The sequence below is a fragment of the Leeuwenhoekiella blandensis MED217 genome (genome assembly GCF_000152985.1).
Lineage (GTDB): Bacteria > Bacteroidota > Bacteroidia > Flavobacteriales > Flavobacteriaceae > Leeuwenhoekiella > Leeuwenhoekiella blandensis.
The window spans coordinates 3,259,823-3,279,237 of the sequence record NZ_CH672395.1 but is presented as its reverse complement, the minus strand read 5'-3'; the positions used below and the strand labels follow the sequence as shown (position 1 = coordinate 3,279,237).

The window sequence follows — 19,415 nt, the reverse complement described above, 5'->3', positions numbered from 1 at the left end:
AAGCGTAACTTGATTTTATAAAGTATCAAGCAGTTAAAAAAGAATAATTTTCGACATAAGGTATTATGGCAAGAGATAATGATAAGAATGCAGTAAAGAGATTTGATCAAATCTCTATTGGTCTTGCATCTCCAGAGGCGATTTTGGCTGAATCGCGCGGTGAGGTGTTAAAACCAGAAACTATAAACTACCGTACGCACAAGCCTGAGCGTGATGGTTTGTTCTGTGAGCGTATCTTTGGTCCTGTTAAGGATTATGAGTGTGCTTGTGGAAAGTATAAGCGTATACGCTATAAGGGAATTGTATGTGACCGTTGTGGTGTAGAAGTTACTGAGAAAAAAGTACGTAGAGATCGTGTAGGTCACATTAACCTTGTTGTGCCGGTTGCACACATCTGGTACTTCAGAAGTTTGCCAAATAAAATAGGGTATCTTTTAGGTCTTCCGTCTAAGAAATTAGATATGATCATCTATTATGAGCGCTATGTAGTTATTCAGCCGGGTATTGCTAAAAATGAAGAAGGTGAGCCATTACAAAAAATGGATTTCCTTACTGAAGAGGAATACCTAAACGTTCTTGAGTCAATTCCTCAAGAAAATATGTACCTTGAAGATAGCGATCCAAATAAGTTTATCGCTAAAATGGGTGCGGAGTGTCTTGTAGACTTATTGAGACGTATCGATCTTAATGAGTTGTCTTATGACCTGCGTCATAAAGCAAACAATGAGACTTCAAAACAAAGAAAGAACGAGGCGTTAAAACGTCTTCAAGTGGTAGAGTCTTTACGTGATGCAAATAAGAATCGCGAGAACTTGCCAGAGTGGATGATTATGAAAGTAGTTCCGGTAATTCCACCAGAATTACGTCCGCTTGTACCACTTGATGGTGGTCGTTTTGCGACTTCAGATTTAAATGATCTGTACCGTCGTGTGATCATTCGTAACAACCGTTTGAAGCGTTTGATGGAAATCAAAGCTCCAGAGGTAATCTTACGTAATGAGAAGCGCATGCTTCAGGAAGCGGTAGATTCATTATTTGATAATACACGTAAATCTTCAGCGGTTAAAACCGATTCTAACCGTCCTTTAAAATCACTTTCAGATTCATTGAAAGGTAAACAAGGTCGTTTCCGTCAAAACTTACTTGGTAAGCGTGTTGATTATTCTGCACGTTCGGTAATTGTTGTAGGACCAGAATTAAAACTTTACGAGTGTGGTTTGCCTAAAGATATGGCGGCTGAACTTTATAAGCCTTTCGTGATCAGAAAATTGATCGAGCGAGGAATTGTAAAAACCGTAAAGTCTGCTAAAAAGATTATAGATAAAAAAGAGCCAGTAGTTTGGGATATCTTAGAAAATGTTCTTAAAGGACATCCGGTATTGCTAAACCGTGCTCCTACGCTTCACCGTCTTGGTATTCAGGCATTTCAGCCAAAACTTATTGAAGGTAAAGCTATTCAATTACACCCATTAGTATGTACGGCATTTAACGCCGACTTTGATGGTGACCAGATGGCGGTTCACTTACCATTAGGTCCTGAAGCTATCTTAGAAGCGCAAATGTTGATGCTTGCTTCAAACAATATCCTTAATCCTGCTAACGGTGCTCCTATTACGGTACCTTCTCAGGATATGGTATTGGGTCTTTACTATATGACCAAAGGACGTAAGAGTACTCCAGAACATCCAATTTTAGGAGAAGGGATTACTTTTTACAGTGCAGAAGAAGTTGTTATTGCGCACAACCAAAAGCGTGTAAATATTAACGCTAACATTAAAATACGTACCAAAGATTTCAATGAAGAAGGTGAACTCGTTTACCAGATTATTGATACTACTGTAGGTCGTGTTTTATTTAACGAAAGCGTTCCTGAAGAATGTGGTTACATCAACGAAGTATTGACTAAAAAGTCATTAAGAGATGTAATTGCACGTATTCTTAAATTGACAAGTGTTCCGCGTACCGCTGAGTTCCTTGACAGTATCAAGACGCTTGGATATACATTTGCATTTAGAGGTGGATTATCGTTCTCTTTAGGGGATATTATTATTCCTGCAGAGAAATATGAAATGATCGAAGAGGCAAATACACAGGTAGACGGAATTATGTCTAGCTATAATATGGGTCTTATCACCAACTCTGAGCGTTATAATCAGGTTATTGACGTGTGGACTTCTACAAACGCATCATTGACTGAATTGTCTATGAAGCGTATTCGTGAGGATCAACAAGGATTTAACTCGGTGTTTATGATGCTTGACTCGGGAGCTCGTGGATCTAAAGAACAGATTCGTCAGTTAACCGGTATGCGTGGTTTGATGGCCAAGCCTAAAAAATCAAATGATGGTGGAGGAGCAATTATTGAAAACCCGATTCTTTCTAACTTTAAAGAAGGTTTATCAATTCTTGAATACTTTATCTCAACGCACGGTGCTCGTAAAGGTCTTGCAGATACCGCACTTAAAACGGCAGACGCAGGTTACTTGACCCGTCGTCTTGTAGATGTATCTCAGGATGTTATCGTGAATAGCGATGATTGTGGTACACTTAGAGGTGTGGAAGTTTCAGCATTGAAGAAGAATGAGGAAATCGTTGAAACGCTTGAGGCACGTATCATTGGTCGTATTGCATTAAATGATGTGATCAACCCACTTAACAGTGAGGTAATTGTTGAGGCTGGTGCAGAAATCACTGAAGAGTTAGGTGCTGAGATTTCTAAAGCTCCAATCGAAAGTGTTGAAGTTCGTTCACCATTAACGTGTGAGGCTAGTAAAGGAATTTGTGCTAAATGTTATGGTCGAAACCTTGCAACCAATAAAATGGTGCAAATGGGTGAAGCTGTTGGTGTTGTTGCTGCACAGTCTATTGGTGAGCCTGGTACACAGCTTACGCTACGTACCTTCCACGTGGGTGGTATTGCAGGTAACATTTCAGAAGAAAATAAAGTTATATCTAAATTTGATGGTCGTCTTGAGATCGAAGATCTTAAAACGGTTGAAGGAGAAGCGCCAGATGGTTCAATTTCACAAATTGTAATTTCACGTACTTCAGAAGCAAAAATTGTTGATGCTAAGACCGGAATTTTATTAAGTACTAATAACATTCCTTACGGTTCTCAACTGTTTATGAAAGATGGAGATAAAGTTACTAAGGGAGATACTATCTGTACTTGGGATCCATTTAACGGTGTAATTATTTCAGAATTTGCCGGTAAAATCAAATATGAGAATATAGAACAAGGGGTTACTTATCAAGTTGAAACTGATGAACAAACCGGTTTCCAAGAGAAAGTAATTTCAGAATCTCGTAACAAGCGAATGATTCCTACCTTACATATTATGGGTAAAAAAGACGAAGTAATTCGTTCATATAACTTACCTGTGGGAGCGCACTTGATGGTAGATGATGATGAGAAAATTAAAATAGGTAAGATTTTGGTTAAGATTCCTCGTAAGTCTGCAAAAGCAGGGGATATTACAGGGGGTCTGCCACGTGTAACAGAATTGTTTGAAGCACGTAACCCTTCTAATCCAGCTGTTGTAAGTGAGATTGATGGTGTTGTTTCTTTCGGTAAAATTAAACGTGGTAACCGTGAGATCATTGTTGAGTCAAAACTTGGTGAAATCAAGAAATATCTGGTTAAACTTTCTAATCAAATCTTGGTTCAGGAGAATGACTTTGTGAGAGCAGGTATGCCATTATCTGATGGTTCTGTAACTCCAGAAGATATTCTTTCGATTAAAGGGCCTTCAGCGGTTCAACAATACTTAGTAAACGAAGTGCAAGAAGTTTATCGTTTACAGGGTGTGAAAATTAACGATAAGCACTTTGAGGTAGTTGTACGTCAAATGATGCGTAAGGTAAGAATTCAGGATCCGGGTGATACGATTTTCTTAGAGAATCAACTAGTACACAAAGATGACTTCATCACTGAAAATGATGCTATTTTTGGAATGAAAGTTATTGAAGATGCTGGTGATTCTGAAACCTTAAAAGCAGGGCAGATTATTTCGCCTCGCGAATTGAGAGATGAAAATTCTATCTTGAGAAGAGAAGATAAAAATCTTGCAACGGCACGTGATGTTGTAGCTGCTACGGCAACTCCGGTATTACAGGGTATTACAAGAGCTTCACTTCAGACGAAATCATTTATCTCGGCTGCTTCCTTCCAGGAAACAACTAAAGTACTTAACGAAGCTGCTGTAAGCGGTAAAGTAGATACTTTAGAAGGTCTTAAGGAAAATGTTATTGTAGGTCATAGAATTCCTGCTGGTACCGGTTTACGTCGTTACGACAAACTAATCGTAGGTAGCAAGCAAGAGCTTGAAGAACTCAATGCAGCTCGCGAAGAAGTAAATTTTAATTAAGAATATTCAAATACAGAAAAACAGCTTCAGAAATGAAGCTGTTTTTTTATAGCTAAACTTGTGATTTATGGCAGAAGAAGATAAAAATCAAAACGGGCAGTTAAATATTGAATTGGATGAAGCAACAGCTCAGGGACAGTATTCAAACCTGGCAATAATCAATCACTCGGTCTCTGAGTTTGTGGTTGATTTTATAAGTATTATGCCGGGAACTCCTAAGAGTAAAGTGAAGTCAAGAATTATCTTAACTCCCCAACACGCAAAGCGACTTGCCAAAGCGTTACAGGAAAATGTAAAGCGTTTTGAAAAAGCGCATGGCGAAATTAAGGACTATGAAAAGCAGCCTATTCCATTAAATTTTGGTCCTACTGGCCAGGCTTAAGAATAATAAAGGTCAAGCATAAAAAGAAAAACTCCTGAGATCATCTCAGGAGTTTTTCTTTTTATAACGAATATTGATAATTTTCTCGTTTCAATAAATTTTGGTGATAAGTCTAAAAAAACGATCTGTTTTAAGCTTGTTTAAATCGCTTTTTGAAATTATCTGAATAAATCCTCCCGTTGGTGTAAGATGGTCTATTTAAAGCGCTTATTTGAATTCTGAAACGAAATGTAGCTTAACGTTAGGATATTTTTGCTGCGTCACCTGTAATGTAAAAGGGGAGTCGGCAAGAAATACAAGTTGTCCTCTTTTGTCCTTGGCCATAAAGCGTTGTTTCACCCGTAAAAAGTCTTTGAACTCTTCACTCTTAGGATCTTTAGGTTCTACCCAACAGGCTTTGTGCACGCTTAAAGGTTCGTAAGTACATTTAGCACCGTATTCATGTTCTAAACGGTATTGAATCACTTCATACTGAAGTGCTCCTACGGTACCTATAACTTTTCGGCCGTTGAGTTCAAGCGTAAACAACTGCGCAACACCTTCATCCATCAACTGATCGATTCCTTTTGCTAATTGCTTAGACTTTAAAGGGTCTGCATTGTTAATATAACGGAAATGCTCCGGTGAAAACGAAGGAATCCCTTTATAATGAATTTCCTCACCTTGTGTAAGGGTATCACCAATTTTGAAATTACCCGTGTCATGAAGTCCTACGATATCACCGGGATAGGATATGTCTACGATTTCTTTTCGCTCAGCAAAAAATGCATTTGGGCTAGAAAACTTAAGTTTCTTGCCATTTCGCACGTGTAAATAGGGGGTGTTGCGTTCAAAAACACCGGAAACGATTTTTACAAAGGCCAAACGGTCTCGATGCTTGGGATCCATATTGGCGTGTATTTTAAATACAAAACCTGTAAAATCTTTTTCTTCTGGTTTTACAACACGTTCTTCGCTTTCTTTAGGGCGTGGAGGCGGAGCGATACTTATAAAACAGTCGAGGAGTTCGCGAACGCCAAAATTGTTAAGCGCAGATCCAAAAAAGACCGGCTGTTGCTCTGCTTTAGAATATGCCTCTTGATCAAAATCGGGATAAACACCAGTGACCAATTCAAGCTCTTCTCTTAGAGTTTCTGCCGATTCATTACCTATTAACGTGTCTAATTCTTCAGAATTTAGGTCTTCTATTTCAATAGTTTCTTCGATGTTCTTACGGCTGTCTCCACTAAAAAGGTTGACATTCTTTTCCCATATATTATAGATTCCTTTAAAGTCATATCCCATTCCTATAGGGAAGCTTAAAGGAGTGACGTGTAAATCTAGCTTCTGTTCTATTTCGTCAAGAAGTTCAAAAGCATCTTTACCTTCCCGGTCGAGTTTATTTACAAAAACAATCATCGGGATCTTACGCATTCTACAAACCTGAACTAATTTTTCGGTTTGTTCCTCAACCCCTTTTGCTACATCAATAACAACGATAACGCTATCAACTGCAGTAAGCGTTCTAAAGGTGTCTTCAGCAAAATCCTTGTGTCCCGGTGTATCTAGGATGTTGATTTTTGTACCGTTATATTCAAAGGCAAGTACAGAGGTAGCTACCGAAATTCCACGCTGGCGTTCGATTTCCATAAAGTCACTCGTGGCTCCCTTTTTGATTTTATTTGATTTTACAGCACCGGCCTCTTGAATGGCGCCACCAAATAAAAGAAGTTTTTCTGTTAGCGTGGTTTTCCCTGCATCAGGATGCGAGATTATTCCGAAAGTACGTCTACGCGCAATTTCCTTTTTAATGCTCATGGATGTCAAATTTAAGAGGGCAAATATACATTAAGTCAGCCACTTTGAAGTATTCAATACAGACTAGTATTTCTTGAATTTGGCAAAACATTAACAGTTGAAAATGAGGGGTGTAGAAATCTCATTTTTGCCACAAATTACTATGTTTTGTAAGTTTTATCTTTAATGCTTCTTACTTGTATGAACTACTAATGTGTATTTTATCGATTAATGTGTGCTTATGTCTAAAAACCATCAAGCTTTTGTCTTTGCGCTTAATCGATTAATATATTTGTTGTCCCAACTTAAAATACGTTTATAAATTGATCAGTAGAGCTATTTCTTATTGACGCAGGCGTGTATTAAGTTGATTCTTCTCCACTTTAAGGTAAAGGGTTTTACGATAAGCATTCTTGAACTATTTAAGCAAGAAACTTGAACATCAATTGAAACATTTGTTTTGTTCAATACGTATACTCGCAAAGTATACTTTAAATCGAATATTATTAAAACAACTTTACCAATTTTTTCAATCAAACGTTGGCTAAAAAAAGCGAGCTATAAAGCTATGCTTGCGGGATTTGGTAGAGTTCTTTTCAAATAATTATTCGGGTATTTAAAATGATAACGAGGAACTATGTAAAATATTTTGTGTCGTTATCTGCTTTTATAAATCTAGTGAGCTTAGCAGTGGTTAATACTGTTGTTACAATTGCTAGTGGTGCGATGAGAAATTTATTTTGCAAACTAAAGGTGCAGACATTGGAGTCGAGCATTTTAAACAATAAAAATATAAATAGCGGCTTAGCTTCCCGAAGTTTAGCTGTATTAACGTTAAAGCATAGATGATCGGGATGTGTTTGATTTAAGTGAGTTTTTCTTGTTTACAGTCGAATACAAATGATTCCAACTTCAAATAGAATAATATATGAAATATAAAACTACTCCCACTTACACAAAGTGTGTCCAACGCTTTGTGATGTTTTTATTTTTGAACCTTTTAGCGTTGGGTGTTAATGATACACTTTATGCTCAATGTGATGGGTATGATGAGGTGTCTGTGACCTCAGGAAATTACACATTTCAATCTGGAGAGCGCTATGCATTTAAAAGTGCAACGCCAACGACAATTATATTAGGCGATGTGAACTTTCAAAACGGAACTGCCGTTTGTGTTGGTCCTAATGTTACGTTAATCATTCAGAACAACATTAATGCTTCTGGAGCGGTAACGTTTAATGTTGAAGGAACTTTGCAATTCAATCAGGCGGTCAATTTCAACGCCAATCTTGATATGACTATTGCTGAGGGTGGTGTATTTCAAACCGGAAGCAGTGGGACAGTTGATTTTAATATAGCCGGGTCTGGAGTAAATAGAATATTAAATAGTGGGGAAGTTAAAGTGGGAGTTTTGACTTTTTCCAGTGGATCGTCTACTAACACGATCGATAATTCAGGAACCTTCACTATTTCAAGAAATATTAATATCTCTGGAGATACAGAGTTTCGCAATCAAAAAGATATTTATGTTGGGGCTAGTTTTAACTGTAATGCTACCAGTGTATACGTAAACTGTGGGGTTATAGAGACTGCTACAGGTTTTAATTTAGGTGGTGGCCGTGTAGTAAACACGGGTTCATTTATTTCAAATAACGGTTCTATAGATTTTGGAAGCAGTACCGCGCGATTTGAAAATTACGGTATAGTGTAGGTAGAACAAGTTAACTTTTCTGGAGTTGATGGTTCTTTATATGGTGGTTTCTATAATGAGGGTAGCGTTGTTTTAGATAATAATTTTCAGGCTTCAGGGAATATTTTAGGACCTACAGATAATTCTAAACTTGGTTATTTTGAGTTGGCTAATGCTTCAACTTTAAATAGTGGAACCATTGGACCTAATTTAAATTTCAAACGAACTGCTGGGCCTTCTAATGCTAGATCTGTTTTTGGAAATAATGCAAGAAGCTTAACTATTTTGCCTGGAGTTGTTTACGATTGTGAGTCAGGAACTTGCGCTGCAGAGAAAGTTTCTGCAGGTCTTCCTTGTCCTGATCTTTCTGGTAATTTTCCAGCTATTTCTTTAGTTAAGACTGGTGTTTTTCAAGATGAAAATGGAGATGGTAGAACGCAAGTTGGTGAGACTATTGATTATACTTTTGAGATTACAAATACTGGTCAAAAAGTACTTAGGGATATTGTTATTGAAGACGGTAAGCTTGGTCTGGGTACGTTAAGTGTGCCTGGAACATTAGATCCGGGGGAATCCACTACGGCAACAGCATCTTACTCGGTAATTGCAGCTGATTTAACAACAGGTTCAGTTTATAATGAGGCTACAGTAAGAGGGATTGATGAATTAGATACCGAAGTTTCAGCTACTGATGATTTTACGGTGTTCTTCAATAACTATTGTTCTGGAGTTGATACAGATGGTGATGGAATACCTGATAATTGTGATGATGATGATGATAATGATGGTATTTTGGATGCTGACGAAGGAAATTCTTCTGTAGCGGTATTAGCAAATCCTAGTCAAGCAACAGTGAATGATTTAAATAATACAGGGACAGGACTATTTGAGTTAAATGTTCCTGGACCGGCTTCTTTAGCTAGTGGAGGTGTTAGAGTAAGTGTTTTAAGTTATAATAACTCAAATCCTAACCCTAATAAATGGCGTATTTTTCAGCCTGTTCTTGATAACGGGATAATCAATATAAACGGAGGTGATGTTGAGTTTGCTACAGAATATCTAGATGTTATAAATGGTATTCCGAGAACTGTAGAGTTTGATTATGGCCAGTCAGCGAGTGAGCTTTCTACGACTACCTCAAAATATAGATATGTTGTAGGAATCGCAGGTTTAGGTGGTCCTTCTTCGCGAGATGAAATGGGGGTTGACATAGCCAATGTTACGCTAAGAGTTATTGGTAATGTTGATGTTTTTGATACAGATACTTATTCCACTTTTGCTGGTAATACACCGCCCGAAAGAAATACATTAGGCAATACAATTTCATCTTCAGAACCACGAACTTTTCAAGGGTATACGTTCTTTTATATCGACGATGAGAATGTTTCTAAATTTGAGATTGAATTTCAGAATGAAGATCCGCACGGAATCATTTTCGGAGTGCTTGAAGAGCGATTTAGAGATACAGATGGTGATGGGATCGTAGATTCTAAGGATGTTGACTCAGATAATGACGGTTGTCCTGATGCTATTGAGGGTGCAGGGTCTTTTAATAAAACACACCTTACGGCAGACTTGAATCTTGCTAACACACCAGACGGTGTTGATGAATTTGGGGTGCCTACCATAGCAGGTTCGCCTCAAGGAAATGCACAAGCGGTAATAGATAATTCAATTTCTGCTTGTTATGTGCCAACAGCAATCGACGATGAAAGACAAGTAAGTCTAAATACATCCCTGAATATTGATGTGTTGGCAAATGATGATTTTGGAGGGGATGGCCCGTCTGCATCTCAACCATTGATAATTACCGAGCAACCTGCAAATGGCTCAGTAGTTATAAATGACAACGGAACTCCTTCAAACTTAGCAGATGATACTATAGTTTATACGCCAAACCAAGATTATGATGGTGTTGATACTTTTAAGTATAAGATTGTAGACCTAGATGGTGACGAGAGCGAAGCAACCGTAGAGATAACAATTTCTGATGTGATTGTTGTGCCTCCTGGAGAACGTGGATGTGATTGTGCGCCATTATACAGCAGTACGAATTTCAAAAATCCAACATTGGTATCTGGCTCAAGTGGTCAGGTAGGTGCGGTTTATAGATTTTCAAATGTATTTTTAGATAGTCCTGAGCCTATTGATGCATTAGTGCGAATTGAAGCGATGCGTAATGGAGCGACGCTAGCGAATATTGATGTGACTGGAGATGGTGTAGATTCAAACTTTCAGCCACAGTTAAACAGTACCAACAACGGAGATCAAAATATTGAATTTGATATCACTTTTGTCGAGTCTGGAGGAACTTATGGCGATGAAGTTGTGATTTCATTTTTTGCTACGCCTTTCGATATTGATGGGGATAGTGTGCAGACAAGAGAGTATGCAGAGCTTACGCTTTCTGATGCTTATTATCAATCAGGAAATACACTCATCAATATTGAGCGCAGACCTAACTCAGTAAGAGGAACCGCTGCAAATGAGAGTACTGCACCAGGTGGAGATATTTCTACCGATCCACGTTACACGTTTAGTACGTATTATGAAGGAAGATCTTCTCTTAAATATATTATAGGAAAGCAAAACGGAAATATAGATCGTTACTATTCTTTGGCGTTTAGTAATGCAAATTATAACAACCCGCAATCTTATATTGTCACTGCACCTGTAATTTGTGGTAATGTTTCAGATGAAGGAGGTCAGCCTTTAAGCGGAGTTAGTGTAAAAATCGAAGGAAGTGATGGTAGCTCTACAACCTTAACAACCAATTCAAATGGTGATTATCGATATGCTACTGCGATTCCGTCAGCATTAGTAGATGTTGTTTATACAATTACAGAAACCGATTTGGATGGTTATGTTAGTGTTGATGATGCTGAAGGTGATCCTACCGATAATGTGATTGTACGCACCATCAACTTGATCTCGTCTTGTCAAAATAATTTTGTTGATGATGGTAGACCTGAAGCTAATGACGATAGTGCAGAAGTAAGTCCGTTGCGTCCGGTTCAACCTATTGATATTGATGTTCTTGCTAATGATAATTTTGGTCCTGATGGTCCGTCAACAGGAGCTATTACTACTGTATCTCAACCTAGTCTAGGTAGTGCAGAAGTAAATAATGCAGGTACACCAAACGACCCAACAGATGATTATATAACGTACATTCCTCCGTCTGAAAATTTAGTTACAGTCACCTTTAAATATCAAATATGTGATGAGGATGGGGATTGTGATGACGCGCTAGTTACTGTTACTGTTAGTGATGATAATCCGATTGCTGAAGATGACAACTATACCGTTTCTGAAGACTCTCGGGATAATGTATTAGACATATTATCAAATGATTACTTCGGAAATGATGGTGCTGGTTCAGTTTCAGTACTTTCTGGTCCTGCAAATGGTGTTGTTGTTCTTAACGATAATAATACACCTGGCGATGTTTCAGATGATTTTTATGAGTATACTCCAAATGCAGATTTCTTTGGTACTGATTCATTCCAATATCAGATATGCGATGGAGACACGCCTGTTGGAGATCGCGATTGTGACGTTGCAACTGTAACTATTCTTGTTGAGGCAGATCCTACGCTTTCAGTTGACCCTGTAACGGTTACCGAAGGAGATCCACTTACTTTTACATTTAGTATAAATACAGTTTCTGCTGAAGACATTGTTATTAATGTAAATACATCAGATGATACAGCTATTGCAGGACTTGATTATACAGCTGCAGTAAATCAGTTGATTACTATTCCTGCTGGTCAGCTATCTGTTGATTTTGTAGTGAATTCGCTTGAGGATCAAATTTACGAAGTAGCAGAGTCGTTCAATATTTCTGGTGCGGTTCAAACGAATAATACAAGAAATTTAAATGTAGCCACCACCGGAACGATCACCGATAATGATGGAGATGCACCAACCTTGAGCATTTCAGATGTAAGTGTAGTTGAAGGCGTAGATGCAGTTTTTGCGGTAAGCCTTGATAAACCAAGTTTTGAGTCGATCACGGTAGCCCTTGCTACAGCTGAAGGAACCGCTTTAGATCCTGAGGATTACACGGGTTATAGCGGAGGGTCGATCACTTTTGCACCTGGTGAGACGAGTAAAAATATTACCATCGCAACCATTGATGATGCTATTTATGAAGTAACTGAAAACTTCACTTTAAATGGAGAGGTAACTTCAGGCACCACAGTAAACACAACCGCTAGTGGAACCGGAACGATCACCGATAATGATGGTGATGCTCCAACATTGAGCATTTCAGATGTTACAGTAGTTGAAGGCGTAGATGCAGTTTTTGCGGTAAGCCTGGATAAGCCAAGTTTTGAGTCGATCACGGTAGCCCTTGCTACAGCTGAAGGAACCGCTTTAGATCCTGAGGATTACACGGGTTATAGCGGAGGGTCGATCACTTTTGCACCTGGTGAGACGAGTAAAAATATTACCATCGCAACCATTGATGATGCGATCTATGAAGTAACTGAAAACTTCACTTTAAATGGAGAGGTAACTTCAGGCACCACAGTAAACACAACCGCTAGTGGAACCGGAACGATCACCGATAATGATGGTGATGCTCCAACATTGAGCATTTCAGATGTAAGTGTAGTTGAAGGCGTAGATGCAGTTTTTGCGGTAAGCCTGGATAAGCCAAGTTTTGAGTCAATCACGGTAGCCCTTGCTACAGTTGAAGGTACTGCTTTAGACCCTGAAGATTATACAGGTTATACTGGAGGGGCGATCACTTTTGCTCCTGGAGAGACGAGTAAAAATATTACCATCGTTACCATTGACGATGCTATTTATGAGGTTGATGAGAACTTTACCTTAAATGGGGAGGTTACTTTAGGAACCACAGCAAACACAACGACTAGCGGAACCGGAACAATCACCGACAATGACGGTAACGGACCAACGATCAGCATTGCCGATGTCACTGTAGCAGAAGGAGATGATGCGGTATTCTATGTAACTACGGATCAGGTGAGCTTTGAAGATATAGTAGTAGCTATCACTTTTGCAGATGTGACTGCAACAAGTCCTGAGGATTATACCTATACCAATCCACTACAGGTAACCATTCCTGCGGGATCAACTACTAGTGAGGCGATCACGGTACCAACGGTAGACGATGCGATCTATGAGGTAACCGAAACCTTCACGATCACCGGAAGCGTAAGCAGCGGTACGACAGCAAACACAACGACTAGCGGAACCGGAACGATCACCGACAATGACGGTAACGGACCAACGATCAGCATTGCCGATGTCACTGTAGCAGAAGGAGATGATGCGGTATTCTATGTAACTACGGATCAGGTGAGCTTTGAAGATATAGTAGTAGCTATCACTTTTGCCGATGTGACTGCAACAAGTCCTGAGGATTATACCTATACCAATCCACTACAGGTAACCATCCCTGCTGGATCAACTACTAGTGAGGCGATCACGGTACCAACGGTAGACGATGCGATCTATGAGGTAACCGAAACCTTCACGATCACCGGAACGGTAAGCAGCGGTACGACAGCAAACACAACGACTAGCGGAACCGGAACGATCACCGACAATGACGGTAACGGACCAACGATCAGCATTGCCGATGTCACTGTAGCAGAAGGAGATGATGCGGTATTCTATGTAACTACGGATCAGGTGAGCTTTGAAGATATAGTAGTAGACATCACTTTTGCCGATGTGACTGCAACAAGTCCTGAGGATTATACCTATACCAATCCACTACAGGTAACCATCCCTGCTGGATCAACTACTAGTGAGGCGATCACGGTACCAACGGTAGACGATGCGATCTATGAGGTAACCGAAACCTTCACGATCACCGGAAGCGTAAGCAGCGGTACGACAGCAAACACAACGACTAGCGGAACCGGAACGATCACCGACAATGACGGTAACGGACCAACGATCAGCATTGCCGATGTCACTGTAGCAGAAGGAGATGATGCGGTATTCTATGTAACTACGGATCAGGTGAGCTTTGAAGATATAGTAGTAGACATCACTTTTGCCGATGTGACTGCAACAAGTCCTGAGGATTATACCTATACCAATCCACTACAGGTAACCATCCCTGCTGGATCAACTACTAGTGAGGCGATCACGGTACCAACGGTAGACGATGCGATCTATGAGGTAACCGAAACCTTCACGATCACCGGAAGCGTAAGCAGCGGTACGACAGCAAACACAACGACTAGCGGAACCGGAACGATCACCGACAATGACGGTAACGGACCAACGATCAGCATTGCCGATGTCACTGTAGCAGAAGGAGATGATGCGGTATTCTATGTAACTACGGATCAGGTGAGCTTTGAAGATATAGTAGTAGACATCACTTTTGCCGATGTGACTGCAACAAGTCCTGAGGATTATACCTATACCAATCCACTACAGGTAACCATCCCTGCTGGATCAACTACTAGTGAGGCGATCACGGTACCAACGGTAGACGATGCGATCTATGAGGTAACCGAAACCTTCACGATCACCGGAACGGTAAGCAGCGGCACGACAGCAAACCCAAGTGCAGATGCTACCGGAACGATCACCGACAATGACGGAGACGCTCCAAGAATCAGTATTGCAGATGTGAGTGTCGAAGAAGGCGATGATGCAGTGTTCTATGTAACCACTGATAAGGTAAGCTTTGAGGATATCGTAGTAGATATCACCTTTGCAGATGGAACAGCAACAAACCCTGCAGATTACGGTGATGGTACACCATTACAGGTTACCATTGCAGCGGGTACACAAACCAGCGGAGCGATCACGTTCCCTACCGAGGATGATACGATCTATGAAGAAGATGAATTCTTCACGGTAACCGGAAGCGTAAGCAGCGGCACGACAGCAAACCCAAGTGCAGATGCTACCGGAACGATCACCGACAATGACGGAGACGCTCCAAGAATCAGTATTGCAGATGTGAGTGTCGAAGAAGGCGATGATGCAGTGTTCTATGTAACCACTGATAAGGTAAGCTTTGAGGATATCGTAGTAGATATCACCTTTGCAGATGGAACAGCAACAAACCCTGCAGATTACGGTGATGGTACACCATTACAGGTTACCATTGCAGCGGGTACACAAACCAGCGGAGCGATCACGTTCCCTACCGAGGATGATACGATCTATGAAGAAGATGAATTCTTCACGGTAACCGGAAGCGTAAGCAGCGGCACGACAGCAAACCCAAGTGCAGATGCTACCGGAACGATCACCGACAATGACGGAGACGCTCCAAGAATCAGTATTGCAGATGTGAGTGTCGAAGAAGGCGATGATGCAGTGTTCTATGTAACTACGGATCAGGTGAGCTTTGAAGATATAGTAGTAGACATCACTTTTGCTGATGGAACAGCGACGAATCCTGCAGATTACAGGGATGGTACACCATTACAGGTGACGATTCCGGCGGGATCAACTACTAGCGAGGGTATTACATTCCCAACGATCAACGATACTGCTTTTGAAGACGATGAGACTTTTATAGTGGTAGGTACTGTTGTAGCAGGAACAACCTCTAATGCTACGACAAGAGGTACTGGAACAATAATTTCAAATGAAATCTTAGCGATCAATGACATCAACGATACGTTCGAAGGTCAACCGGTAAGCGGAGATGTAGGAACTAATGATGAGAACCCTGATGGACCAGCAGGTAGCGAGGTGTACACAGTGCTTACGCAGCCAACCAACGGTACGTTAGTTTTCAATCCTGATGGAACCTATACCTACACACCAAACGATGGTTTCATCGGTGAAGATACCTTCAGCTATGAAGTATGTGACGGTGGTAGTCCACAGGCTTGTGATAATGCAGATGTAATCATTCAAGTGCTACCTATAGCTAGTCCTGAAAATACAGCTCCTATTGCTAACGATGATACAGCCATTACAGAAGAGAACACTCCTGTTGACGGTAATGTATTAATAAATGATTTTGATCCTGACGGCGATACAATTACCGTAACTGGTAATACACAACCAACTAACGGAAGTGTAACTGTAAATCCTGACGGAACCTTCATCTATACTCCGGAGTCTGGATTTGTAGGCGAAGATACTTTTGAGTACACGATATGTGATGATGCAGATCCATCGTTATGTGCAACCGGAAAAGTAACTATTGAAGTTATTTCCGATACTAATAACACAACAGTAGCCAATGATGATGCATTTTTTGGGTATACTGAAGAGGAAATCATCGGTAATGTACTTACTAACGACAGCGATCCTGAAGGTGATGCGATCAATGTGATCAGCAATACGCAGCCTGCAAACGGAAGCGTAACGGTTAACACAAACGGTAGTTTCACTTATGTGTCAAATGCAGGTTATAATGGTGCAGATCAGTTTACATACACTATTGAAGATGCAAATGGAGCACAGGACACGGCAACGGTTTACATAAGCCTGGAGGAAAAATCATTCACAATATCTATTGCCGACGGCGAATGTGATGGAGATGTTCCTTATTTGGTTTATGATATTGACCTAAACAATTTTGCTGCAACAGGACCACTTACCATAACATTCTTAGATAATTCTGGTAATAGTCTTCTAGAATACACAGATCTTCCTTTAACAGGAAGAGTGCTTTGGCTAGGTGCAGAAGTAGATGCTAATGGTAACCCTACTAATTGGCCTGGATGGATTCTTGAAGATGGTGTTTGGGTTGAAGGTGATGACGGATTTTTAGATGTAAGACCTGATGTAAATGTGGTATTCTCAATCAATCCTAGTCAAACTATTGTAGTGAATTATCCTCCATCAGATCCGTACTGTTACTCAGGACCACGTTTAGATGGTTTAGTAAGTACTACAGATGTTTCTTGTTTTGGAGATGCCAATGGTGCAATTGATATAACCACATCAGGAGGAACAGCTCCATTCAGCTTTAATTGGAGTACAATAGATGGTAGTGGTTTGGCTGATGGGCAGGAAGATCAGACAGGCTTAACTGCTGGAGTTTACAATCTTGTGATTACGGATGCTGTAGGTATCGAGAAGGAATTTAATATAGAAGTTGCTCAGCCAGAACAACTAGAACTTGTGTTTACAGACGTTGTAGGAGGATCATCTAACTTTATGTGCTCTAATGGAACGGCTACAGCCACAGTTTCTGGAGGTAGTGGAAATTATACTTACCTGTGGAGTGCTAGTGCTGGTGGACAGACTACTGCTGTGGCGACAGACCTTACTGAAGGTGTGCATAGTGTAACGGTAACTGATTCAAATGGTTGTGAGATTACACAAGAGGTGACAATTACTTGTAACACCATCCTAGCGATCAACGATATCAACGATACGTTTGAAGGTCAGCCGGTAAGCGGAGATGTAGGAACCAATGATGAGAACCCTGACGGACCAGCAGGCAGCGAGGTGTACACTGTACTTACGCAGCCAACCAACGGTACGTTAGTCTTCAATCCTGACGGAACCTATACCTACACACCAAACGATGACTTCATCGGTGAAGATACCTTCAGCTATGAAGTATGTGACGGTGGTAGTCCACAGGCTTGTGATAATGCAGATGTGATCATTCAGGTATTACCGATTGGTACTCCTGATAATGCAGCACCTGTAGCGAATGACGACACGGCCATTACAGAAACAGGAACTCCTGTTGATGGTAATGTATTGGTAAATGACTTTGATCCTGATGGAGATACAATTACTGTAACCGGTAATACACAACCAACAAACGGAAGCGTTACTGTAAATCCTGACGGAACCTTCACCTATACTCCAGAGCCTGGCTTTGTAGGCGAGGATAGTTTTGAGTACACGGTATGTGATGATGCAAACCCATCATTATGTGCAACGGGAACAGTAACTATTGAAGTGATCGCCGATACCGATAACACAACAGTAGCAAATGACGATGCATTCTTCGGTTACATTGGAGAAGAGATCACTGGTAATGTACTTACTAATGATAGCGATCCTGAAGGTGATGCGATCAGTGTGATCAGCAATACGCAGCCTGCAAACGGAAGCGTAAGCGTTGATGCAGACGGAAGCATAAGCTATATACCAAGTGTAGGCTTTAGCGGTGCAGATCAGTTTACCTATACTATTGAAGATGCCAACGGAGCACAGGATACCGCAACGGTATACATCAGTGTAGATCCAAGTGAAAATGGCGGAAACACCATTCTAGCGATCAATGACATCAACGATACGTTTGAAGGTCAGCCGGTAAGTGGAGACGTAGGAACCAATGATGAGAACCCTGACGGACCAGCAGGTAGCGAGGTGTACACTGTACTTACGCAGCCAACCAACGGTACGTTAGTCTTCAATCCTGACGGAACCTATACCTACACACCAAACGATGACTTCATCGGTGAAGATACCTTCAGCTATGAAGTATGTGACGGTGGTAGTCCACAGGCTTGTGATAATGCAGATGTGATCATTCAGGTATTACCGATTGGTACTCCTGATAATGCAGCACCTGTAGCGAATGACGACACGGCCATTACAGAAACAGGAACTCCTGTTGATGGTAATGTATTGGTAAATGACTTTGATCCTGATGGTGATACCATTACTGTAACAGGAAATACGCAACCAACTAACGGAAGCGTTACTGTAAATCCTGACGGAACCTTCACCTATACTCCAGAGCCTGGCTTTGTAGGCGAGGATAGTTTTGAGTACACGGTATGTGATGATGCAGATCCATCATTATGTGCAACGGGAACAGTAACTATTGAAGTGATCGCAGATACCGATAACACCACAGTAGCGAATGACGATGCATTCTTCGGTTACATCGGAGAAGAGATCACCGGAAACGTGCTTACTAATGATAGCGATCCTGAAGGAGATGCGATCAGTGTGATCAGCAATACGCAGCCTGCAAACGGAAGCGTAAGTGTTGACGCAGACGGAAGCGTAAGCTATATACCAAGTGTAGGCTTCAGCGGTGCAGATCAGTTTACCTATACCATTGAAGATGCCAACGGAGCACAGGATACCGCAACGGTATACATCAGTGTAGATCCAAGTGAAAATGGTGGAAACACCATCCTGGCGATCAATGACATCAACGATACGTTCGAAGGTCAGCCGGTGAGCGGAGATGTAGGAACTAATGATGAAAATCCTGATGGGCCAGCAGGTAGCGAGGTGTACACTGTGCTTACGCAGC

General features: G+C 40.8%; 5 protein-coding genes. 4 read left to right on the top strand and 1 reads right to left on the bottom strand.

Annotated features, from left to right (window positions below):
- Window positions 1–65: 65 nt before the first annotated feature.
- Window positions 66–4,367 carry a DNA-directed RNA polymerase subunit beta' gene (gene rpoC / locus MED217_RS13830; RefSeq protein ID WP_009781163.1) on the top strand — a complete coding sequence of 1,434 codons (4,302 nt, stop codon included), beginning with the start codon at window positions 66–68 and terminating at the stop codon, window positions 4,365–4,367.
- A gap of 67 nt (window positions 4,368–4,434) precedes the next feature.
- A complete protein-coding gene (locus MED217_RS13825) occupies window positions 4,435–4,749 on the top strand; it encodes a DUF3467 domain-containing protein (protein ID WP_009781162.1) in 315 nt (104 codons plus the stop codon).
- Window positions 4,750–4,956: 207 nt separating this feature from the next.
- On the opposite strand, the gene MED217_RS13820 is transcribed toward MED217_RS13825, so the two are convergent.
- Complete coding sequence (locus tag MED217_RS13820; RefSeq protein WP_009781161.1) at window positions 4,957–6,546, bottom strand: peptide chain release factor 3; 1,590 nt, start codon at window positions 6,544–6,546, stop codon at window positions 4,957–4,959.
- Window positions 6,547–7,453: 907 nt separating this feature from the next.
- Here MED217_RS13820 and MED217_RS13815 point away from each other — a divergent pair.
- Together MED217_RS13815 and MED217_RS18935 are read left to right on the top strand one after the other, a co-directional pair.
- Entirely contained in the window at window positions 7,454–8,236 is a 783-nt protein-coding gene (locus MED217_RS13815) for a hypothetical protein (RefSeq protein WP_040532876.1), read from the top strand.
- Between the two features lie 264 nt (window positions 8,237–8,500).
- Window positions 8,501–19,415, top strand: a 10,915-nt coding sequence (locus tag MED217_RS18935; protein ID WP_230199276.1) for an Ig-like domain-containing protein, incomplete at its 3' end; no start/stop codon positions are given.

Bases quoted from the DNA above. Each gene is read 5' to 3' on its own strand.
- MED217_RS13815 (WP_040532876.1), top strand. From the start codon at position 7,454: ATGAAATATAAAACTACTCCCACTTACACAAAGTGTGTCCAACGCTTT.
- MED217_RS13825 (WP_009781162.1), top strand. From the start codon at position 4,435: ATGGCAGAAGAAGATAAAAATCAAAACGGGCAGTTAAATATTGAATTG.
- MED217_RS13820 (WP_009781161.1), bottom strand. From the start codon at position 6,546: ATGAGCATTAAAAAGGAAATTGCGCGTAGACGTACTTTCGGAATAATC.
- rpoC (WP_009781163.1), top strand. From the start codon at position 66: ATGGCAAGAGATAATGATAAGAATGCAGTAAAGAGATTTGATCAAATC.